This is a genomic window from Flavobacterium adiutor (genome assembly GCF_048282555.1).
Lineage (GTDB): Bacteria > Bacteroidota > Bacteroidia > Flavobacteriales > Flavobacteriaceae > Flavobacterium.
Genome location: NZ_CP182487.1, coordinates 3,052,767 through 3,077,092, shown reverse-complemented (window position 1 = coordinate 3,077,092; position 24,326 = coordinate 3,052,767). Strand labels below are relative to the sequence as shown.

Here is a 24,326-nt window from a genome sequence, read left to right as displayed (position 1 = left end):
TTTATTAATGGGATTTTACGTACCGGTTTCTTCCCAGGAAACACAAGTGAAATTTCTTGATATTTCTGACGGTTTATCAAATAATTCGGTTGTGACCATATTTCAGGATACTGATGGATACATGTGGTTTGGAACCTATGACGGTTTAAACCGATACGACGGATACAACTTTAAGGTATTCCGTAATCGGATCAATGATAAAAAGTCGTTGCCTTTTAATACAATTTATAATATTGAAGGAGATTCCAAAAATAATATCTGGATTGGCGGTGCAAATGGCGTGTGTGTTTACAACAAAACCACTGCTGCGTTTCATCCTGTCAAACATATTTCTCTGAATAAAGAAGCTGAAATTGTTAAAGATATTATTCATCAGGTAAAGGCTGTTTCTAAAAACAGGGTTTTAGTTGCCTCGCAAAACTTGGGCTTGCTTGTTTTTGAAAACGGTTCTTTTGTAGGAAGCAGTGTTCCGCTTCTGGTGTCAGGAAACAGGAATGTTGTTCGTAATTATGATGCTGTAGCTATTCAAAAGGATATAAAAAATAATCGGTGTTGGGTATATGTCAGGAATATAGGGCTTTGTGTATATAAAAATGATTCAAAACAGCTAAAAGTTATCTTTCCGTTTGCTGTAGAGTTAAAAACCATGGAACTTGCTTTAGACGGAAATATTTGGTTTGGAACAGATGAAGGACTTTTTCTCTTTAATACAAAATCAGGTTCTTTCTCTGAGAATTATTTCTCCGGCAGATGTACTGTTTCTGACATTCTTATCGATAAGAAAAAAGAAATGTGGGTAGCAACAGATGGCAATGGTATTTATAAAGTCAAAGGCAAAGAAAAAAAAGCAGTTCTGTACAGTTCTGTAAAAGAGAATAAACTATTAAAAAGTAATTCTGTCTGGAGTCTTTATGAAGATAAAACAGGAAATAAATGGATTGGCACTTTGCGTGGCGGAATTAGTATGCTGAGCAATTCGGCGGTGTATTTTAGAACAATCCGGTACAATGCAAATGATCCTGCAGAAAATTTTATATTATCATTCTGCGAAGACGAAAAAAACAATTTATGGGTTGGAACAGACGGTGCAGGATTGAAATACTGGGATCGCAGGACAAATACCTATATTAATTACGGAAATAAGCTTTCGAGTAAATTTATAACGGGTATTGTAAGGGATGATAACAACGAAATCTGGCTTTCTACATGGGCAGGCGGTGTAAACAGAATTAATCCAAAAAAGAACTCGGTGACACCCTTTTCATGTTACAATCCTTTTACGAAACAAATAGAAAAAAACATTTGGTTTGTTTATAAAGATTCAAAATCAAATATTTGGGCAAGTGCAACGAACGAAGGCTCATTGTATCTTTTTGACCGCACAAAAAGTAGTTTTGTACTTTTTGATAAATCAATTAATAACTTGCAGTGTATCACAGAAACGTCTGACGGCAAGCTCTGGGGGGGGAATTATTCGGTGTTATATTCTATTGAAAAAGAAAGTAGGAAAATCAGCAAAGTAACCATTGGAAATCCTGTTCGCTGTATTCATGAAGATAAAGATAAAAATCTCTGGCTCGGAACTCAGGAAGGGGGATTGCTCTTATTTGACCGAAAAACGAATACGTTTAAAAGGCTTACTACAGATGACGGACTTCCTTCTAATACTATTCTAAGGCTGCTTGAAGATAAGGAAGGGAATCTCTGGATGAGTACTTATAATGGTATTTGCAGGTTTGATAAGAAAAGAAAGACTTTTAGGAATTTCTCTGTTAATGACGGGCTTCAGAGTAATCAGTTTAGTTTTAATGCCGGAATTAAATTGTCAACAGGAGAGTTCCTGTTTGGAGGTATAAATGGCTTTAATAGTTTTCTTCCTGGGGATGTTAAAAGTTTTAGTCAGGAAAACAATCTTTTGCTTACAGACTTTTACGTAAACAATCAGCCGATTGAAGAAAGTAAGGCAGAGATCGACAGAGACTCAGATAAAATAAAAGAAGTGAGTTTAGATTATGACCAAACCACTTTGTCACTTGAATTCGTTGCTTTAGATTTTAACAATGCAGATAAGATTAATTATGCTTATTTGTTAGAGGGATGGGATCAGCAATGGAATTATGTAGGGCAGAACAGAAGAGCCAATTATTCCAGATTGCCTGAAGGCAAATATGTTTTTAAAGTAAAAACGACTAATTTCAAAGGAGGCTGGAACAAAGAGGTTAGTTTGCTTTCTATTCAGGTTTTACCGCCATGGTACAGAACCTGGTGGGCGTATTCTTTGTACTTATTGGCTATTGCCGCAGCTCTGTTTGTATATCTGGATTATCATAAGAACAAAGAAAAGTTAAAATACAAGGTTAAAATTGCCGAGCTTGAAAGCAAGAAAGAAAAGGAAATTGCCGAGAAACAGTCGTCAATGTTTACTTATATATCACATGAATTCAGAACGCCGCTTTCGCTGATTATTAATCCGTTGAAAAAAGCGGTTCAGAAAGAAAGTGTTCAAAACGGTTCTTCCGGAAGTGATTTAGCAATTGCACACCGAAATGCCCGCCGGCTTTTGAGTCTGGTCGATCAGCTTTTGCTTGTTAGAAAGGCTGAAAATGATGCGGATTCTCTTCGCTTATCTCCTATAAATGTCAATAATCTTTGTAATGAAGTATATCAGTGTTTTGTAAATCAGGCAAAAGATAAAAATATCGAATACAATTTTAATATTCCGGATCATGAAATTGAGATTATTGGAGATTATGAAAAAATTGAAATTTCATTGTTCAATCTGATGTCGAATGCTTTTAAATATACATCAATTGGTGGAAGAATTGATCTTAAATTATTAGAGACAGATGAAGAGGTTCACCTTGAAATTACCGATAACGGAGGCGGAATCGATAAAAAAGACATTGAAGTAATTTTCGAAAAATTCAAACAAATCAATTCTAAAGTTTCAATTGGAACCGGTTTTGGAATCGGGCTTTATATTGTAAAATATTTTACAGACAAACATAAAGGAACCGTAAGCTGTACAAGTGAACCAGGTAAGGGAAGTACATTTAAACTGACCTTTCTGAAAGGTGACAGGCATTTCGAAAATGCAGAAATTACTAACGAAGTTCAGAGAAGAAGCCTGCTGTTTGATGAGTTGATTATTGATGATTCAGAAAATAATACACCTGAAAGCACGCTTTCTGAACCCGATTTGCAAAAAGTGATGCTTACAGAAAAAAGAACCGTTTTAATTGTAGATGACAATACCGAAATCAGAAACTATTTAATCAAATTATTTACTGATAATTATATCGTGTATAGTGCTGAAAATGGTGAGGAAGGATTTAAACTCACCAAAAAACACATGCCTGATCTGGTGATAAGTGATATTACGATGGAAGAAATGGACGGTCTTGAGCTATGCCGAAAAATAAAGGAAAGCAATGATTTGTCGCATATTCCGGTGATTTTGTTAACAGCTTCTAAAAATTCTGAAACACATTTGCAAGGAATAAACGATGGAGCTGATGACTATATTACAAAACCATTTGATGATGATATTTTGGTGGCTCGAGTGGAATCATTATTGCGCAACCGAAGCAATTTACGAACGTATTTCTTAAACAGCATCACGTTAAAAGAGAATACTCAGAAAGTACCTGTTGAATATCAGGAAATTTTGAAAAAATGTATTGAGATTGTAGAGTCGAACATTCATAAAAAAGATTTCACGATTAAAACTTTTGCACTTGAAATGGGGATGAGTCACAGAACGCTTTATACTAAAATCAAAATTATTTCTGGACAGACTTTAAATGCTTTTATCCGTTCGTTACGAATCCGAAGAGCTGCTATGTTGATGCTTACCGAAGACATTAACATTGCACAGGCAAGTGCTGAGGTTGGTTTTGAAGATCCAAAATACTTTAGACAACAATTTGTGAAATTATTCGGAATGACACCTTCGGAGTATATTAAAAAGTATAAAAGCTCTTTTAATTCGGACTTGAATGTTATAAAATAGTTTCGTTGCGAAAGAATAGAAACCTTTGGATGTTCAATAATGATGCTGCGAAAAAGCATTTTTAGATACAGCTGCTTATTAAAAAAAATAAAAAATAGTATTACTCCCTTAAGCTCTTTTTATGAAAATTTAGATAATTATAAGTTAATTTTTATTATAGTCAATTAATTATGTATTGTTTAAAAATATGTAGTTATTTTTTTATAGTTAATAATTTTAAGTCTAAAATAACGGGTAATTACAAATTTGACCTCCTTTTTTTTCCATTTTACCCCTCATGAAAGTTTTAAACTAGACATTACTTTGCACTTGTACGTAATATTTTAGTTGTGTTACAAGTATGTTATAAGTGTTTGTTTTAAGATAAGTTTTTTAATCTGTTAAGAATTTAATATTCGTAAATAGACAAGTAATAGTTAGTTTATCATATAACTTATCTCACCCGCAGCTTAAAAAACTGCGGGTTATAAAATAGAAAACAGTAGTATAGCAATAGCAATAAAAAACAATAATCAAACCTAAATAAATATAATAGATGAAAAGAACCTCTTAAAAACCTTTTTCCGTTTGCCCAATAGGAAGTGATTATAATCTACACAAACAAACAATCACTTATAATGAAAACTCAACTAACCTAACCTTAAAATCAAAGAAATGAGAAAAAAAGTATTTTTATTTTTTCTAGCACTTTTTGCCGTCCTTATTACCGGATGCCAAAATAATGAATCAGATTTTCATAGTTCTGATAATCCCACGGTTGTTGTGGCTACAAAAGAAATTTACGGAGCGCCAACCAGAAAATTTGAAATCAAAGCCGCCCTGGCAGATGATTTAGGATTAAAAAGTGTACAAATCCAGATTCCGGAATTGTCACTTGATAAAGTAATTACGTTTGCAACAGATCCGTTGTTAAAAACATACGATTTAAGTTATTTTTTCGAAGTGCCTGCGGACAGAGGAACCTCAGAAACTTTTAAAATTAAATTAACGATTACAGATGTTTCAGGTAATGTGGTTAATGAAGAAATCAACCTGCGCTTAGACGGTGAATTTGCTGCCCCTTTGATAAGTATGATGTCTCCAAAAGAAGGAGCTGTTATTTTATTATCGACAAGTAATATCATGCCGGTAAATTTTGTGGTGAATGATGATTCAGGTATCGATTATGTTGAGGTTAAATGTGAGGCTCTGCATATCGATGAAACTATTCATTTAGAAGGCTCACCACAAACTTATACATTCAGCAAAGAATATGTTTTACCTCTTACTGCAGCCAGCTACGTACTCACAATTACCGCTTCAGATAAATTTAAAATTCCTAATAGTGGAAGCTTAAATGTGAATATTGTTGCTACTAATGAATATCCGGCTCTTTATTTATGTGATCAGCCAAAAGGAACTAATCTTACAACGGATGCTGTTGGGGTTCCGATGTATTTCCATGAGAAAAGCGGACAGGATTTTGAATTTAAATATTATGCTGATAAAGACAATAAAGAGATTTATATTTTAGGGCAGGAATCTGGCTTTTCACCACACTGTTTTGGATTAGACGCTTCGGGAAATATTGTTAATGATGTTGCTTCAGCACCAATTATTTTACCTACAAAAGGATATTACGTAATAAAAGTAAATCCAAATACATTAAAATATTCTGCTACTAAATATACACCAACAAGCAAAGTCTGGGCTGATGTGGCTAATGGATTGTGGCATGATGTAGAAGCACAAAGAAAACCTTTCGTTAGTGTTTGCGGAGGCGGAATTCAGGGAGCTACCTGGGATACCTGGGATGCTTGGGTTCAGAAATCGCTGCATTTAGCAAATAATCCGGATAATCCTTATCAATTAGTGGGAGAATACACATTAACAGGTACTATGGAAGCTACTTTTACAGGTCAATGGTGGAGCCCATCATGGAGACTTATCAAAAACGGCATTGCGACGATGTCACCGGGAGAAAACGGTAATGCAAAATATCCTGCAGCTGCGGGTGTTTATAAAGTAGTTCTTGATACCGAATTAGAGAGAGTCTTTATAACAAAAAAATAATTTGTTATCTCATTAATAAATAAAATAGCTAAATATGAAATTTAAAGATATATGGTTTTTTATTGCCTTGCTATGCAGTACAGCATCGTTTGCGCAAATAACAATCAAAGGAACTGTAAAGGATAAAGCCAATGTACCGATTCCGGGTGTGAATATAATGGTCAAAGGGACTTCTAATTCAACAGCAACAGATTTTGATGGGAAATACTCCATTTCTGTTCCTAATACGAACTCACTGATCGAATTTTCTTTCATCGGTTTTACAACGAAAGTCGTAGCTGCAGGCGATAAAACTACTCTTGATGTTACTTTAGAAGAAGCTAGTCAGGTGTTGGATGAGATTGTAGTAGTAGGATATGCTTCTGTAAAAAAGAGCGATGTAACCAGTTCTATTTCTTCAGTAAAAGGAAAAGAACTGCAGACAATGACAGTTGGTAACGTGACTGAATCTTTGCAGGGAAAAGTTGCCGGTGTTCAGATTACGGGTCAGGGTGGTCCGGGTGCTCAGCCAAGAGTTTTGATTCGTGGTATTTCAACTATCAATCTGGGTACTGATCCGCTTTATGTAGTAGATGGTATTCCAATGGGAACCAGTATTAACTTTTTGAGTAATAATGAAATTGAATCGATGGAGGTTTTAAAAGATGCTTCTGCGAGTGCTATTTACGGTTCTCGTGCTTCTAATGGAGTTATTCTTATTACGACGAAAAAAGGTAAATCAGGAAAAACAAGATTTACCTTAGATTTAAGCTCAGGTTTTCAACTTATGGAAAACCCATACAATATGGCCGATGCTGAAGGATATGCCAGCATTATGAATACGGCTTATAATAATTCTGGCTATTCAGATTATTTGCCTAATCCTTCTCAGTACAGAGGAAAAACAACAGACTGGTGGGGTGCAGGAATCCGAAAAAGTTCTCCGGTAACAAATGCTTCTCTAGGAGCTTCGGGAGGTTCAGACAAGCACACCTATGCGGTTAGTTTAAACTATTACAACTCTGAATCCATGTATGAAATAGGAGGATGGAAAAGAATCACGATGAGAATTAATAATGATTTTAAATTCTCTGATAAGTTCTCTGCTGGAATCACTTTAAATCCTCGTTATGAAACCTGGGGCGGTCCTGCAAACTGGGCTGATTTTGTTAAAATTGATCCAATTACGCCAATTTACAAACCTGCTGACGAGTTAACCGGATTAGAAAACGAATATAGTATTTATGCACGTTCTCCTTCGTATGTATGGAACCCGGTTGCTGCTGTAAAAAGATATGATGATTATACAGACCAGTATAATTTAAATACTAATGGTTATTTGCAATATACCCCAATAAAAGGTCTGGTGATTCGTACGCAGGCTTCTATCGAAGTGGGGAATAAAGTACAAAGTATTTTCAGACCGGATTTTGTAATTGATGCAGCTCACGAAAAGGCAGAAATCAATAGTGTGGAAAGAAAAGCGACCACAAATCACGACTGGACATGGCAGAGTACAGCAACGTATTCAAGAACATTTGCTGATAAACACAATGCTTCCCTGATGATTGGTAGCACTATGGAAGAATATAATGGCAATGATACCTGGGCGTATGGAGAAGGCGTTCCTAACAATTCAGAATCGATGAGAGAGGTAAATGCAGCTACTAAAAACCGTGACAGCGGCGGGAACAGCTGGTCCAGTTCTGTGATGTCTTATCTTTCTCGTTTTTCTTATAACTACGATAGCAAATATTATTTTACAGGGACTTTCAGACGTGACGGTTCTTCAAAATTCATGGCTAACAATAAGTGGGCTAATTTCCCATCAGCTTCTGCTTCATGGAGAATTTCAAATGAAGGTTTTATGGAAAATACAAAAGAAGTGATAAGTGATCTTAGATTAAGAGCTGGTTGGGGTAAAGTTGGTAATCAGGGACTGCCGGCTTCAGTTTATCAGTCTAATATTGGGCAAGGGTATTATGTAATCGGAGGTGAAATGGTAGATACTTCTTATCCTTCAACCATGGCAAACAAAGATATCAAATGGGAAACTGTCGAAGATATCAATTTTGGAATTGATTTCGCATTATGGAACAATAAATTTTCAGGGTCATTAGAGTATTATCAAAAGAAAACAAATGATATGTTGTTCAAGAAACAGTTTCCAACATACAGTGGCTTTCCAGGATATGCAACAATCTGGACAAACGTTGGTTCTATGCAGTCCAGCGGTATTGATTTGTTGCTTTCGTATAAAAACAAAAAGGGAGATTTCTCTTATGGTGTAGATCTGACTTTTACAACCGTAAATGTTGAAATGCTTTCTTTATCATCTGAAGGAGAAAGACTTTACGGAGCAGGAAACAGAACTTTGACGGTTAAAGGCGATGTACCAGGATACTTCTACGGATATGTGGCAGACGGATTATTTCAGAATCAAACTGAACTGAATGCGCATACTGATGAACACGGAACTAAAATGCAACCGAAAGCACAAGTTGGGGATATTCGCTTTAAAGATTTAAATGGAGACGGAAAAATAACGGATGCCGACAGAACAAAAATCGGTTCTCCATGGGCAGATTACAATGTGGGTCTGAATCTGAATTTTGCTTACAAACAATTTGATTTGGTGGCTAACTTCTATTCCAGTATCGGAAATGATATCGTAAACCAGAATATTTCAGATTTATATAATGGTGCAAGTTTAACCAACAAAGTAAGCGGACTGGATCAGATGGCATGGCATGGCGAGGGAACTTCTAATTATATCCCTCGTTTGTCGAAAGATGATAATAACGAAAACTTTAGCAAATTTTCTTCTTTTTATGTAGAAGACGGTTCGTTTGTACGTATGAAAAACCTCCAGTTAGGATATACGTTCCAGAATAAGTTTGGTTTAGACAAATTGAGAATATCGTTGTCAGGACAGAATTTATGGACATGGACAAAATATACAGGTGTAGATCCTGAAGTTGCAGGAGGAGATCCTAATAAAGATGACAGAGTTAAAGGATCAGGTTTTGGAGGATGGAATTATCCGGTTCAGCCAACCATTTTGATGGGGCTTAATGTAGCATTTTAATAATAGAAAGACATGAAAAAAATAATTTTATCAATAATAGCTTTTTCAATGTTTGCAGTTTCCTGTGAGGATTTTATTGAAAAAGAAGAAAGAGGAACGCAGACGGTGGACAATTACTTTCAGACAGCACAGGAATGCGAAAATTATACTAATGAATTAACACAAAGGTTATTGCTTTCTAAAGACTGGTACACATTGCTTGCTCCAAGAATTACAAACGAAATGGCAACAGATGATGCCTGGATGGGGAATACAGGCCAGGATAATTCAGCTCACAGGCCTTGTTCACAATATATCATCACTCCTGATAATATGGGGGACATGAATAGTATTTACACAGCACATTATTACACGATTCAGTCGGCAAATATCGGTTTAGAAAAAATGGCAAACTCACCAATTACCGATGCTCAGAAAAACCAATACATGGGAGAATCCTTATTTGTTCGTGCGTACTGCTACTACGAATTAGTCAATCTTTTTGGAGCAGTTCCGTTATATACGAAATCTTTAGGCACAGCTGATTTAAAATTGGAGAGAAGCCCTGCTACAGAGGTTTACGCGCAAATTGAAGCTGATCTTAAAGAATCGGCAGCAAAACTGGAAAATATCACAGTAAACAGAAATGGAAGAATAAACAAATGGGCGGCTTATGCTTTATTGGCGCGTGTGTCTCTTTTTCAGGAAAAATGGGCAGAGGCAAAACAATATTCTAATAAGGTAATTACAGAAGGGCCGTATGCATTGGAAGAAAATTTCCTGGATATCTGGAATGTAAACAATCATAACGGTAAAGAATCTATTTTGGAAGCGCAGTCATCTTCTGTACAAAATGAAGCTTTAGGATCTATGCTGCCAACTTTATCTGGAGCAAGGGGAGAAGATAAGAAAAATTTCCCTAGTAATGATGCCAAAGATGTTATTGACGGATGGGGATGGTGTATGCCAACCAGTGATTTGGAGAATGCTTATCTTTCTGAAAATGACGAAATCCGTCGCAGAAGCACTATTACCAAATGGGGGGAAGCTGCTTACGGAGATGAGGTTTTAAACCCGACTCATAAATTCAGTTTAAATGATAATAAATCAGGACGTATCTGCCGTAAATATTACATCCCGGTAGCTACACGTCGTACTCTGGATAAAAAAGACGGACATTTACCTTTAAACATTCCGTTGATTCGTCTGGCTGAAATGTACCTGACAAGAGCAGAAGCAAATTACCATACTGGCGGAGATGCTTTGGCAGACATCAATATCATCAGGGATCGTGTTGATTTGGCGCCTAAAACAGGAATATCCGGACCAACGCTTTTAAAACAAATCTATAAAGAGCGCCGTTTGGAGTTAGCTTTTGAAGGATTACGTTTATTCGATATCCGTCGTGAGAAAGATCCAACAACAGGAAAACGTGTTATCGAAACTTTGATGGGACCAAACGGAACTTTTGTAAAATATAACTTAAGCTCTACAGATCCTTACGAGACTACAAATACAAGAGAAGCACAGGATAAAGGAATCAATTTTGATCCTGCAAAACACTTGCTTTGGCCAATACCACAAATCGAGAGAGATTTAAGTAATGGTGTAATCACTCAAAACCCTAATTATTAAGATGACATTATATAAAAATAATAGAGTAAGTCTGCTGTGTGCAGGCTTGCTTTTAGCCAGCTCTTTTTTAGTAAGCTGTGATTCTGATAAAAATGAAAATGCTGATTCTGATAATGCTGTTACAGAATTGAAAGTAAATCTGGATGCTAATCTTCAGACCATGGAAAGTTTTGGTGCTTCTGATGCCTGGCAGTGTAATTTTATTGGAAAAAACTGGCCTTCGGATAAGAAAAACAAAATGGCAGATTTGCTTTTTAGCAGAGATGTTGACGCTGAAGGAAACCCAAAAGGGATTGGTTTGTCATTATGGCGTTTTAACCTTGGGGCAGGAAGTGCTGAACAGGGCGATACCAGTGATATTACTGACGAATGGAGACGTACAGAATGTTTTACTACAGATGGAGTAAACTATGATATGACTAAGCAGGCCGGCCAGGTTTGGTTTATGAAAGCGGCAAGAGAACGTGGAGTAGATAAATTATTAGCATTTTCAAACAGTGCTCCGGTTTACTTAACTCAAAACGGAAAGGCGCATGCAAGTATCAAAGAATTTTACAATCTGAAAGAAGGAAAAATGCCAGATTTGGCTGATTTCTGGGTAACGTCATTAGATAAATTAAAATCAGAGCACGGATTAACTATTGATTATGTGAGTCCGTTTAACGAGCCGCAATACGAATGGGATGGTTCAGGTCAGGAAGGTTCTCCGGCTACCAATACTAATATTTATAATTTTGTGAATGTTTTATCGCCAAAATTACAGTCAAAAGGATTGAATTCTCAGATTGTGGTTGGAGAAGGAGGATCTTATGAGCCTTTGTACAAAACAATTACAGGAAAAGAAAACAGATCGAATCAGATCGATTACTTTTTTGCTTCTAATTCTTCGAAAAATATTGCAGGTTTAAGCAATGTTAAGAAAACCATTTCTGCTCACAGTTACTGGCAGGCATGGCCTTTAAGAGAGTTAGTAAATTCAAGACAATTAGCAGCTTCAAGAGCGCAGTCTGTTGGAGGATTGAGTCTTTGGTCATCTGAGTATTGCGTTTTAGAAAGTCCTGGAACAGCTGAGCTTCCTGGTGGAGCAGGTCCTGGAAGGGACTTAGGAATTTCTCTGGCACTTTGGACAGCCCGCATTATCAGTACTGATATTGCAGTTGGAGGCGTTACTTCATGGCAGTGGTGGACAGCAATTAGCCGTGGAGATTATAAAGACGGATTAATTCACGTTGATAATGGTTCAAGCAATGGTGCCGGCGATGCCAACTATTGCAAAAACGACGGATTTATCAGAGATTCGAAAACACTTTGGGCTTTAGGAAACTTTTCGTTCTTTGTAAAACCAGGAATGGTTAGAGTTCAGATTCCAAGTATTGATAGTGCAAAAGCTGTAAACGATGTGATGGTGACGGCTTACAAAGATGTTGCTGCTAAAAAATTGGTAATTGTTGCAGTTAACATCAGCAAAGCGGCAAAAGCATACAAGTTTAATCTTAGCGGTGGTGCTTTAACAGATAATAAACTGACGCCTTATACGACTTCTGAAACATTAAGCCTTAAAAAAGGTGCAGCTGTTGATGCTGCGAATTTAGAAATTCCTGCAAGATCAGTTGTGACGTATGTAGGAACGTATAAGTAGTGATACAAAGAGATAAAGTTTCAAAGGCTTTACCACAATATTGTCATTTCGACGTAAGGAGAAATCACACTCGTTAATCGACAAAGATCGGCGAAATACTTTGCGGAATTTCTAGTGAGATTTGCTTCACCTGTTCGCTATTGCTCGAGTCTCGTTCCTCGGAATGACAAATTAGACGATAACGTCAATTAGAAAACAAAGAATAAATGAGAAAGGTATATATCTCGCTTTTATTGGTAATGAGTTCGCTGTCGTATGGACAGCGAACCATAACCATTAGCACAGATAATGTAGTCCAGACCATGGATGGATTTGGAGGGTCGGATGCATGGAGAACACAATTCGTTGGTAAAAACTGGCCGGAGCAGAAAAAAAATGCAATAGCAGATTTGTTGTTCAGCAAAGAAATGGATGCAGAAGGAAATCCAAAAGGAATCGGACTCTCGATCTGGCGTTTTAATCTCGGGGCTGGAAGTACGGAACAAGGCGAAAACAGTAAAGTGTCTGATGAATGGAGACGAAGCGAATGTTTTCTGAATGCCGACGGAACCTATGATTTTTCAAAACAAGAGGGGCAGAGATGGTTTTTGCAGGCAGCTAAAAAAAGAGGAGTTGAAAAATTCCTGATTTTTACTAACAGTCCGCCGGTTTATATGACGCATAATGGATTATCTTTTTCTTCCCGAAAAAATAAACTGAATCTAAAAGATGGTGCAATTCCAAAATTTGCCGATTTTTTAGTTCAAAGTATTCAGGGACTGGAGAAAAAGGAAGGAATAAAATTCGATTATGTCAGTCCTTTAAATGAACCTCAGTGGGAATGGATGCCCAAAAGCGGTGATACCAACAGTCAGGAAGGCACTCCGGCTACGAATGAAGAAATATACGAGGTGACCAAAGCGCTTTCTGAAAAGCTGAAAGCCAATAAAATGAAAACCGAAATCGCAATCGCTGAAGCCGCACAAATCGATTATTTATATGAAAATGTAAATGCCGAAAATCGTGACAATCAGATTGATTATTTCTTCGGAAAAACAAAAACAAATATTTCTAAATTACCGAATGTTAAAAATGTTATTTTAGGCCACAGTTATTTTACAACCTGGCCGGTTGAAAAACAGGTTTTAAGCAGAAAACTGATTGCTGCAGAAGTAAAACAGAAACCGGGTTTAAAATACTGGCAATCTGAATACTGTATTTTAGAAAATCCTGGAGAATCTGAAATACCTGGTGGTTCAGGTGGAGGAAGAGATTTAGGAATGCAGACCGCTTTATTCGTAGCGAGATTAATTCATAATGATATTGCTGTCGCCAATGCAGCTTCATGGCAGTGGTGGACATCGATTACGCGTGTAGATTACAAAGATGGTTTAATTTATCTGGATGACGGAAAAACTAATGGAGGAACAGCACCGGATTATGTTCGCAATGATGGAGAATTTCACGATTCAAAACTGCTTTGGGCTTTAGGGAATTACTCTTTGTTTGTACGTCCCGGAATGCTAAGAATTGATGTACCAAATCAAAATGAACTGGATGCAGCCAATGATGTCATGCTGACGGCATATAAGGATGTTCAGAACAAAAAACTCATTGTTGTAGCTGTAAATTGTGGAAAATCGGCTCAGCAATACAAATTTGATTTATCAAAAGGAACTGTAAAAAACAACGAATTTACTCCTTACATTACTTCTGAAAACTCCAATTTAAAAAGAGGAACAGTTCAGAAGGCAGATTATCTCGACATACCGTCAAGGTCTGTAGTGACATTTGTGGGAGAGTTGGAATATTAAAAAAAAAGTTTCAGGTTTCAGGTTTAACGTTTGAGCCAAAACCTGAAACCTGAAACCTGAAACAAAAATCAACTAAAAACATGTTTACAAAAAAGATCTTATTACCCGCATTACTCTTTTCGTGTCTGTCAGCAACTAGTCAGATTTCGTTTGGAGACTCTAAAAAAATTAATGACAACTGGAAATTCAATCTTCAGGAAACTCCGGATGCAAAAAACACAGCTTTTGACGACAGCAAATGGCAAAAGATAAATGTACCTCATGACTGGAGTGTAAAAGGGCAATTGAGTCCAACACTGGCAAGCTGTACCGGATATCTGCCGGGAGGAATTGGCTGGTACCGAAAATCAATCAATATTCCGCAAAGCAAGAGCGGCGAAAAAGTATATTTATATTTTGAAGGCGTTTACAACCGTAGCGAAGTTTTCATCAACGGACATTCACTAGGAAAACGTCCAAACGGCTATATTTCTTTTGCTTATGATGCGACACCATTTATAAAATACGGAGAAGAAAACACGATTTCAGTTCGTGTCGATCATAGTCAGAGTGCCGATTCAAGATGGTACAGCGGTTCCGGGATTTACAGGGATGTATGGGTAGTATATGCAAATCCGGTTCATATTGCACAATGGGGGGTTTATGCTTATCCGGAAGTAAAAAAAGGAACAGGAACTCTCAATGTTGAGGTTGAGGTTGAGAATGGTTCGGCATCAAAATCAGCTCTTACGGTAATTAATGAATTGATTTCGAAAGACGGAAAATCAGTGGCTAAATCTTCTTCTAAAGTGGATGTGGCGGCCAATCAAAACGGAAAGATTTCGACTAAATTAAATGTCAAAAATCCACAATTATGGGATTTAGAGCATCCAAATTTATATCAGTTAAAAACAACAGTTTTAAAAGACGGTAAACAAATCGATGAAACGGTTACCAAAACAGGTTTCCGAAAATTCACTTTCGATCCAAACAACGGTTTTGCCCTGAATGATGAATGGATGAAAATGAAAGGGGTTTGTTTACATCATGATGCCGGAGTTTTAGGCTCGGCAGTTCCTCGTGAAGTTTGGAAAACGAGATTACAGACATTAAAGGAAATTGGTGTAAATGCAATCCGTACGAGCCATAATCCGCAGGCTCCTGAATTTTATGAACTTTGCGACGAATTAGGATTATTGGTATTAAACGAAGCGTATGATGAGTGGGAATTTCCTAAACGCAAATGGCTGGAAGGCTGGAATTACGGAACACCTGGATTTGAAGGCTCATTTGATATTTTTGCTGACTGGGCAGAAAAAGACTTAGAAGATTTTGTACGTCGTGACAGAAACCACCTTTCTGTTTTTGGATGGAGTATTGGTAACGAAGTAGATTATCCAAATGATCCGTATTCGCATCCTGTTTTAGATCAGGGAAAAAATGGATTCGGTCAGGCAAATTATGGTGGTTATAAAAAAGATGCTCCTGATGCGATGCGTCTTGGTGCAATCGCAAAACGTCTAGTTGCAGCAGTAAAAAAATACGATAAATCAAGACCTACAACGGCTGGTTTAGCTGGTGTAGCCATGTCTAACGAAACTGAATATCCGGGAGCTTTGGATATTACAGGATACAACTATACAGAAAGCAAATACCAGTCAGATCATGAAAAATATCCAAAAAGAGTCATTTTTGGAAGTGAAAATGTGCACGACATGGAACCATGGCTGGCTGTAAAAAACAACAAACATATTTTTGGACAATTTTTATGGACAGGAATCGATTATTTAGGTGAGTCAGGAAGATGGCCTTCAAGAGGATTTTATTCTGGATTGGTTGATTTTGCAGGTGTGATCAAACCAAGGGGATATTTCCGTCAGTCATTGTGGTCAGATAAACCAATGGCGTATTTAGGGACTTATCCATTAACAAATGATAAAGATGTTTCTAAAGACGCCTGGGCAATCTGGAACTACGAAGCAGGTCAGAAAATCCGTGTCGTTTGTTATACGAATGCTGCAAAAGCTCGTTTAGAATTAAACGGAAAAGTAGTAGGCGAAACCAAATTATACGACGAAAAAACCGGAATCATTTACTGGGATATTCCTTTTGCTTCGGGAAAATTAGAAGTTGTTGGATTGGATAAAAACGATAAAGAAGAAAGCCGTTACGCAATCACAACAACACAGCAGCCTGTTGAATTGACTATTGCAGATAAAAATATCACCATCAGTAAAGACAGAGGTGTTGCTAAAATAATGGTTCAGGTGAAAGATCAAAACGGTCTTCCGGTTATGCTTTCAGACAATGAAGTAACTTGTACGATTACTGGTCCGGGAGTTTTATTAGGACTTGAAGCAGGAAACAACAGCGACATGACAGATTATACAGATAATGTTCAGCGAGTTTACCACGGACATATTGCGGCATACATTGAAGCAACGGGAGAAGCGCAGCCTATCAAAGTCACTTTTACCAGTCAATGGTTAAAACCGGTTGAAATTACTGTGAATGTAAGATAATTTAGTTAGTTTATTTTAATTTGAGTTAAACCTGTCTGCATTTTTGGTATTCGCAGGCAGGTTTTTTGTTATAATGAATAAAAGTTTATTATATTTGAAGTGTACTATTAACACTTATTTTTTTACTGATATGAAAATTAAAAGCATCATTATATTTGGTTTAGGAATTTTTTTAACACCATTTTTTTCAAATGCTCAAAAAGGAGTTTTTAAGAAAGATGAATTTAAGCAATGGGCACAAACTCCTCCCATGGGCTGGAACAGCTGGGATTGCTACGGTCCGACAGTAGAAGAACATGAGGTAAAAGCCAATGCGGATTATATGGCGCAGAACCTGAAGAAATTTGGATGGGAATATGTGGTAGTAGATATCAGATGGTTTGTAGAAAATGATAAAGCCGGAGGCTACAACCAGACTGACCCGCGTTATGTAATAGACCAATACGGACGATATCAGCCTGCTGTAAACCGTTTTCCTTCTGCAAAAGATAATCAGGGATTCAAGCCTTTAGCAGATTATATTCATAAAAAAGGATTGAAATTCGGAATTCATATCATGCGTGGTATTCCTAAAAAAGCAGTTGAAGAAAAAATGCCGGTCAAAGGTGCAAACGGAATCACAGCCGATCAGATTTACACTACAGCTTTGCAGTGCGAATGGCTGAAAGATAATTATACCATTGTGGCTGATAAACCGGGCGCACAGGAATATTATGATTCTATTTTTGAATTATACGCACAATGGGGCGTTGACTTCATTAAAATTGATGATTTGTCGAGACCGTATCACGAAGGTGAAATCAACCTGATCAGAAAGGCAATCGACAAATGTGGACGTAAAATTGTATTGAGTACCTCTCCGGGTGAAACGCCGGTTTCAGCAGCAGCTCATGTAAAAGAAAATGCCAACATGTGGCGTATGGTAGATGATGTTTGGGATACCTGGCCACACATTACACATTTGATGGATGTAGCGCAAAAATGGTATCCGTATATCGCTCCGGGAACATGGCCGGACTGTGATATGATTCCGCTTGGACGTATTTCTGTTAGAGGAGAAAGAGGCGAAGACAGAATGACCCGCCTGACAAAAGAGGAACAATATACTTTAATAACTTTCTTCAATATTTTTAAATCGCCTTTGTTCTTTGGTGGTGATCTGCCAAGTAATGATGCTTTTACTTTATCATTGCTGACGAATAAAGAAGTGGTGAAAATGCACAATGAAAGTACTGATGTAAAACAGCTTTTCCATAAAGAAGGAAAAATTGCCGTGACTTCAAGAAATCCAAAAGACGATAGTGTGTATCTGGCATTGTTTAATATTTCAGATACAGATTCTCAAAACGTTTCGGTAAGTCTTTCAGATCTTGGTATTGCCGGTTTTACTGATTGTAAAAATATGTGGACTGGCGAAAAACTAAATGTTGCTGAAAAAGAAGTTTCAGCAACACTAAAACCTCACGCTTCTGTTCTTTATAAATTAAAAAGCAAAAAATAATGAAGCACTTTTCACCGAAAAAACTGCTGATTCGCCTTTCGCTTTTAGTCATTGTTTTGTTTTCTTCCGCATTTACTTTAAGAATAAAAGAGGAGAAACCAGACAAGGTCTATCTTTTTGCGTATTCGACATTAAAAAGCAACGGCAGAAACGGACTTCATTTTGCCTGGAGCACAGATCAGAAAAACTGGTTTGCAATAGGACCTGAGCACAGCTTTTTAAAATCAGATTATGGCAGCTGGGGACCAACTGGAAAATGCATGACAGAACCGTATTTTATAAAAGATGATAACGGAATTTTTCATTGTTTGTGGAGTGTCAATGATGATGTTTTTGCGCATGCTTCCAGCAAAAATCTGATTAACTGGAAAAGCCAGAATTACGTTCAGGCGATGAAAAGTTTAGAAACAGGAGAGAAGTCAATTATTAAGGATGTAAAAGTAAGCCGTAAAAACGGCCAGTATGTGATTCACTGGACAGTTGATAATAAAAACTATTCGAATACCACGAAAGATTTTAAAAATTATAGCACAACAACAATTCATACAGAAAGTCTTCCTTCAAGAGCAGAGATTGTTTTACAGGGACAAAATGTAAAAGGAACAGTGACCGAAGTAGAGTGGAGCTTGGTTAATTCACTAATTAAAAATATGGAGGCATCAAAGTTCAGGGACAAACAGAACGATGCTTCTCCAAAAAGTGACAGTATATTATTTACGGGTTTAAAGCCTGTAACGGCTCAAATTAGTATCACTACGAAAGACCCTAAAAAAATAAGCAATATGCTTACAGGTGTGTTTTTTGAAGATATTAATTATGCTGCAGATGGTGGTTTGTATGCTGAACTGATTCAAAATCGTGGTTTCGAATATACAGTTCACGATAAAAAAGGCAGCGATGAAAAATGGAATGCGACTATGGCATGGAGTGGTGATTTTAAAATCGCAAAAGAAAACCCGATTCATATCAACAATCCAAATTATGCTGTAGTTACAAAAGGAACAATAAGTAACACCGGATTTGATGGAATTCCGCTTAAAGCGAATGAAAAATATGATTTTAGTGTATTTGCAAAAGGGACAGGTTTTAGGGTAAAATTAAAGTCGGCTTCGGGAGAAATTTTGGCGGAAGCTTCTTTAAAATCAGGGTCTTCCTGGAAAAAAATAAATGCAGTATTAAAACCATCTAAAACCGTTACAGATGCAAATTTGGAAATCAGTACAACTGGCGAAACCGCTGTTGATATGATTTCGCTTTTTCCGCAAAAGACTTTCAAAAACCGTAAAAATGGTCTTCGGGCAGATTTGGCAGAAACTATTGCAGCAATGCATCCTAAGTTTGTGCGTTTTCCGGGCGGCTGTGTAGCACATGGAGATGGAATTCATAATATTTACAAATGGAAAAATACGATTGGACCTTTAGAAAGCCGCATTCCTTCACGAAATATCTGGAATTACCATCAGTCAATGGGATTAGGGTATTTTGAGTACTTTCAGTTTTGTGAGGATCTGGGAGCAGAGCCAGTTCCGGTTTTAGCGGCTGGAGTTCCTTGCCAGAACTCTTCTGACGGAGGCGCCGGACAGCAATTCGGAATTCCGATGAAAGACATGGACGAGTACGTGCAGGATGTTTTGGATTTGATTGAATATGCAAACGGAAGCGTAACCAGTTTCTGGGGTAAAAAACGCGCCGAAGCAGGTCATCCAAAACCCTTCAATTTAAAATATGTCGGAATCGGGAATGAAGATCTGATTAGTGATGTTTTCGAAGAACGTTACCGAATGATCGTAAAAGCCGTACAGCAAAAATATCCTGAAATCATTGTAATTGGAACTGTTGGCCCTTTTAATGAAGGATCAGATTATGACGAAGGCTGGGCACTTGCAGACGATATGAAACTGCCAATTGTTGACGAACATTATTACCAGAGTCCGGGCTGGTTCATCAACAATCAAAGTTTTTATGATGGCTATGACCGCTCAAAATCAAAAGTATATCTGGGTGAATATGCGTCTTGGGGCAATAAGTTTTACAATGCTTTAGCCGAAGCTTTATACCTGACCGGAATCGAGCGAAACGGTGATGTGGTTGCAATGGCTTCGTATGCGCCATTACTGGCACGCGAAAAACACACACAATGGAATCCTGATTTGATTTATTTTAACGGAAATGAAGTAAAACCAACGGTAAATTATTTTGTACAGCAATTGTACGGTCAGAATCCGGGCGATATTTACCTGCAAAATACTTTAAAACTTTCGGACACCAATAACGATGTCAGCAAACGTATCGGAGTATCGGCTGTCCAGGATAATGCTACCGGAGATTTGATTGTAAAACTGGTCAATCTGCTACCGGTTGCGGTAACGTCTTCCATAGATTTGACGAATTTTTCAACCGCTGAAAATACAACTTACACGCTGATGACCGGAAAACCGGATAAAACAGCAGCAAAACCGGTTACACAGAAACTGACTGCCAAAGAAGCATTTTCAAAAGAACTGCCTCCGTATTCTTTCGCAGTAATTCGGGTGAAAATAAACTCTAAAACACTTTTAAATGAAAGCTTTTAAAATTTAATAGAATTAGTTTTTAAATAAACCCGTTTCGTATAATTATTAAACCTGTCAGTTCGAGTGTTTTTTGCGAAGAAAAACGGAACAAAAAATGTATCGAGAACCATCTTTAAAGTATAATTTATCTGTTCTCGATACAATCGATGAAAAATCGGTATCACTCGTTGACGAAAAATTAGCATTAAAAACTAATGGCACCCAACGAGTTTAAAATAGTAAATAAAATTAATGATAATGAAAAAAACACATTTTTGTCTTATAGTATTAGTAGCATTTTTTAATGTATTACAGGCACAGCAGCCTGCAGCAGGAGGTCCTCCGGTTATTGCCGGCAAAGATTTAACGGCTTATTTGTTTGTATATTTTACCGGAAACAGTGTAGAAGAAGAAGCGGTTCGTTATGCAGTAAGCGCCGATGGTTATCATTATTACGCTCTTAATAAAGATAAACCCGTTATAGATAGTAAGGTAATCAGTTCAACAGGAGGTGTACGTGACCCTCATATTTTGCGTGGGGATGACGGCAAAACATTTTATATGGTTCTGACCGATATGACTTCTTCAAAAGGTTGGGATAGCAATCGTGCCATGGTGCTGCTAAAAAGCACTGATCTTGTAAACTGGAAAAGCAGTATCGTAAATATTCAGAAAGCATTTCCGGGCAATGAAAACCTGAAACGTGTCTGGGCGCCACAGACCATTTACGATGCCAAAGCTGGTAAATATCTGATTTACTTTAGTATGCAGCACGCAAACGAGGCAGATAAAATTTACTACGCTTATGCGAATAAAGATTTCACAGCTCTGGAAAGCGAGCCAAAATTATTATTCGTTCCAAAATCTCAAAAAGCGTGTATTGACGGCGATATTATAGAAAAAGACGGAGTATATCATCTTTTTTACAAAACTGAGACCGAAAAGCCGGGCATCAAAGTGGCTACTACAACCGATCTGACTTCCGGAAAATGGACAGAAAATGACAATTACCTGCAGCAGACCAAAGAATCTGTAGAAGGTTCAAGCGTTTTTAAACTAAACAATTCGGATGAGTATATTCTGATGTATGACCTGTACATGAAAGGAAAATATCAGTTTACAAAAAGTACCGATTTAGAAAATTTTAAAGCAATAGACGATGAGATTTCAATGGATTTCAAACCGCGTCACGGTACTATTTTGCCCATCACACGTACCGAATTGAAAAGGCTGCTTGCTAAATGGGGAACACCTGAAAAATTGCCAAAAATCAATAATAATCCGGTTTTAGAAGGTTATTATGCCGATCCTGACATTTTATATTCAAACAAAACCAAAAAATATTACATCTACCCAACCAGCGATGGATTTGATGGCTGGTCCGGAAAGTATTTTAAAACTTTTTCATCTGATAATTTAGTAGACTGGAAAGACGAAGGTGTGATTTTGGATCTTCCAAAAGATGTAAGCTGGGCCAACAGAAATGCCTGGGCGCCTTGTATCGTAGAGAAAAAGATAAAAGGAAAATACAAATATTTCTATTATTTCACTGCAGCGCAAAAAATTGGTGTTGCCGTTTCAGACAATCCGGAAGGACCTTTCAAAGACAGCGGAAAAGCTTTGGTAGCGACCAGACCAGAAGGAGTAAAAGGCGGTCAGGAAATCGATCCGGATGTTTTTACAGATCCTAAAACAGGAAAAACCTATTTATACTGGGGTAACGGTTATATGGCTGTAGCCGAACTGAATGACGATATGATTTCTTTCAAAGGCGATGTGAAGCTCATTAAAGTTGATAAAACATTCCGTGAAGGAACCTACGTGATTTACAGAAAAGGAACCTATTATTTCATGTGGAGCGAAGACGATACCAGAAGCCCGAATTACAAAGTGCGCTACGGAACTTCAAAATCGCCTCTGGGACCAATTGAAATTCCGGAAAACAACATCGTAATTCAGGGAATCCCGGATCAGGGAATCTATGCAACCGGTCATAATTCGGTTTTGCAAATTCCAAACAAAGATGAATGGTATATCACGTACCACCGATTTTCATACCCAACCGGAATAAAAATGGGAGAAGCCGGAGGTTTTCACCGCGAAGTGTGTATGGATAAATTAGAATTCAACCCAGACGGAACCATTAAACAGGCAACCCCAACCCATACAGGAATACAGGCAATTAAATAATGCAAATTATTTAGTTGTAAAAAGCTGCTCTACTTTGCCCCGGAGCAGCTTTTTTTGTTTTATAGAATTTGAGTTTTAGATTTAGGAGCTTGTTCCTGCTCTTCGCTGTATTCCCGCTAACAAAAACTACGGCAAAAAAGCCTTGTTTTTCTAAAGCGGGAGATGCCGCTTCTGTCAGGGCTAGGGCTTTTGGGTTTTATAATAATGCTAGTGTAAAAGAATATTTTAGAATTTTATATAATGAATTTTCGTTATAAATAAATTATATTTGAAAAAATAATACGAACCCAAACATGCGCATAACATACCAATTTAGGATAAAATTAGTTGAATTTATGCGTATATAAATGAGTTGGGCGTAATTTTAAAAAAACAGAAAGTAAAAAACATTATATATCTTTACAAAATGAAGACAGTAAGATTTAAAACTCTAGAATGCACACAAAACGATAAAACTTTTTTTGTTTCAGTTATACCTAACGATGTATTGAAATCAATTTGTTTTGTATCAAGAAGAGACGAGGATCCCGAAAAAGGATTCCAAAGAACATTAAACGAAACAAGAGCTAAAGATATCGCAAAATACTTAGATGAGTTAAAAGGAACGATACCATCAGCATTAATTCTTAGTGCACAAGATAATGCTAGGTTTGCTTTTGATAATGCAAAACAGGAAATATCGTTTATGACTAATATTAATAGTTTTATGGTTCTTGATGGACAACATAGACTATACGGCTTATTAAAAGCTACTAAACAATATTCAATTCCTGTCATTATTTTCAACAATCTAAATACAACCCAAGAAGTTAACCTCTTTATAGATATTAATACAACACAAAAAGGGGTTCCAACAACCTTATTGCTTGACATTAAAAACCTATCTGGTCGTGAAACAAAAAAAGAAGATAAACAAAGACAATTATTTGATAGATTGAATCAAGATAGTGTTTTAGCAGGCTTGTTATCACCAGCTAAAAGCCAAGTTGGAAGAATTACAAGAGTATCTTTTAATCAAGCAACCAATGATATTTTTGAGAGTGGATTTTTTCAGGACAAAGATGCAGAAACTGTATTTAAGGGGGTAAAAAATTATATAGAAGCAGCAGAAAAAGTTTTCAAGAAAAGTAAATCTGAAAAAGCCAAATTAACTAACTCTATTCTTTTTCGTTCATTATTTGCTGTTTTTCATGAAGTTGTGGACAAAACTCTAAAAGAATATAGTGATTTAAAAGTTGATTCGTTCATAAATTCACTTGAGCCAATATCTAAATTAAATTTTGATTCTTATACAGGTACAAGTAACGCTACTTATTCAAAAGTTGTTTCAGACATGCGAAAAGAACTTAATGAATACGCTAAACGCTATAATAACTTGAATAGCCAAAATTTATTCTAGTAACAA

General features: G+C 36.9%; 11 protein-coding genes. All 11 read left to right on the top strand.

Annotated elements, in window-relative coordinates:
- Positions 1 to 7: 7 nt before the first annotated feature.
- The 11 genes from ACNC7R_RS12840 (at position 8) to ACNC7R_RS12790 (ending at position 24,320) form a co-directional block, all read left to right on the top strand.
- Positions 8 to 4,012: a two-component regulator propeller domain-containing protein gene (locus ACNC7R_RS12840; RefSeq protein ID WP_417941476.1), complete on the top strand. Its 4,005-nt coding sequence runs from the start codon at positions 8 to 10 to the stop codon at positions 4,010 to 4,012.
- Positions 4,013 to 4,666: 654 nt separating this feature from the next.
- Positions 4,667 to 6,064, top strand: coding sequence for a hypothetical protein (locus tag ACNC7R_RS12835; RefSeq protein ID WP_417941475.1), 1,398 nt, complete (start codon positions 4,667 to 4,669; stop codon positions 6,062 to 6,064).
- Positions 6,065 to 6,098: 34 nt separating this feature from the next.
- A complete protein-coding gene (locus ACNC7R_RS12830) occupies positions 6,099 to 9,131 on the top strand; it encodes a SusC/RagA family TonB-linked outer membrane protein (protein WP_417941474.1) in 3,033 nt (1,010 codons plus the stop codon).
- Positions 9,132 to 9,143: 12 nt separating this feature from the next.
- Complete coding sequence (locus ACNC7R_RS12825; protein WP_417941473.1) at positions 9,144 to 10,745, top strand: RagB/SusD family nutrient uptake outer membrane protein; 1,602 nt, start codon at positions 9,144 to 9,146, stop codon at positions 10,743 to 10,745.
- A gap of 1 nt (position 10,746) precedes the next feature.
- Positions 10,747 to 12,384, top strand: a complete 1,638-nt coding sequence (locus tag ACNC7R_RS12820) for a glycoside hydrolase (RefSeq protein WP_417941472.1) — start codon at positions 10,747 to 10,749, stop codon at positions 12,382 to 12,384.
- 206 nt (positions 12,385 to 12,590) lie between these two features.
- Positions 12,591 to 14,177, top strand: coding sequence for a glycoside hydrolase (locus ACNC7R_RS12815; protein ID WP_417941471.1), 1,587 nt, complete (start codon positions 12,591 to 12,593; stop codon positions 14,175 to 14,177).
- A gap of 80 nt (positions 14,178 to 14,257) precedes the next feature.
- Positions 14,258 to 16,678, top strand: coding sequence for a sugar-binding domain-containing protein (locus tag ACNC7R_RS12810; RefSeq protein WP_417941470.1), 2,421 nt, complete (start codon positions 14,258 to 14,260; stop codon positions 16,676 to 16,678).
- 130 nt (positions 16,679 to 16,808) lie between these two features.
- On the top strand, positions 16,809 to 18,179 hold the full coding sequence (locus ACNC7R_RS12805) for a glycoside hydrolase family 27 protein (protein ID WP_417941469.1): 1,371 nt from the start codon (positions 16,809 to 16,811) through the stop codon (positions 18,177 to 18,179).
- The gene (locus ACNC7R_RS12800; RefSeq protein ID WP_417941468.1) at positions 18,179 to 20,752 is read left to right on the top strand and encodes an alpha-L-arabinofuranosidase C-terminal domain-containing protein; all 2,574 of its coding nucleotides are present in this window, start codon (positions 18,179 to 18,181) and stop codon (positions 20,750 to 20,752) included. Before ACNC7R_RS12805 ends, ACNC7R_RS12800 begins: the two co-directional genes overlap by 1 nt.
- A gap of 237 nt (positions 20,753 to 20,989) precedes the next feature.
- The gene (locus ACNC7R_RS12795; protein ID WP_417941467.1) at positions 20,990 to 22,921 is read left to right on the top strand and encodes a family 43 glycosylhydrolase; all 1,932 of its coding nucleotides are present in this window, start codon (positions 20,990 to 20,992) and stop codon (positions 22,919 to 22,921) included.
- Positions 22,922 to 23,327: 406 nt separating this feature from the next.
- On the top strand, positions 23,328 to 24,320 hold the full coding sequence (locus tag ACNC7R_RS12790; protein ID WP_417941466.1) for a DGQHR domain-containing protein: 993 nt from the start codon (positions 23,328 to 23,330) through the stop codon (positions 24,318 to 24,320).
- The last annotated feature ends 6 nt before the right edge of the window (positions 24,321 to 24,326 follow it).

Coding starts and splice junctions, on each gene's coding strand:
- ACNC7R_RS12795 (WP_417941467.1), top strand. CDS start 20,990: ATGAAAAAAACACATTTTTGTCTTATAGTATTAGTAGCATTTTTTAAT.
- ACNC7R_RS12810 (WP_417941470.1), top strand. CDS start 14,258: ATGTTTACAAAAAAGATCTTATTACCCGCATTACTCTTTTCGTGTCTG.
- ACNC7R_RS12835 (WP_417941475.1), top strand. CDS start 4,667: ATGAGAAAAAAAGTATTTTTATTTTTTCTAGCACTTTTTGCCGTCCTT.
- ACNC7R_RS12800 (WP_417941468.1), top strand. CDS start 18,179: ATGAAGCACTTTTCACCGAAAAAACTGCTGATTCGCCTTTCGCTTTTA.
- ACNC7R_RS12790 (WP_417941466.1), top strand. CDS start 23,328: ATGAAGACAGTAAGATTTAAAACTCTAGAATGCACACAAAACGATAAA.
- ACNC7R_RS12815 (WP_417941471.1), top strand. CDS start 12,591: ATGAGAAAGGTATATATCTCGCTTTTATTGGTAATGAGTTCGCTGTCG.
- ACNC7R_RS12805 (WP_417941469.1), top strand. CDS start 16,809: ATGAAAATTAAAAGCATCATTATATTTGGTTTAGGAATTTTTTTAACA.
- ACNC7R_RS12820 (WP_417941472.1), top strand. CDS start 10,747: ATGACATTATATAAAAATAATAGAGTAAGTCTGCTGTGTGCAGGCTTG.
- ACNC7R_RS12825 (WP_417941473.1), top strand. CDS start 9,144: ATGAAAAAAATAATTTTATCAATAATAGCTTTTTCAATGTTTGCAGTT.
- ACNC7R_RS12840 (WP_417941476.1), top strand. CDS start 8: ATGGGATTTTACGTACCGGTTTCTTCCCAGGAAACACAAGTGAAATTT.
- ACNC7R_RS12830 (WP_417941474.1), top strand. CDS start 6,099: ATGAAATTTAAAGATATATGGTTTTTTATTGCCTTGCTATGCAGTACA.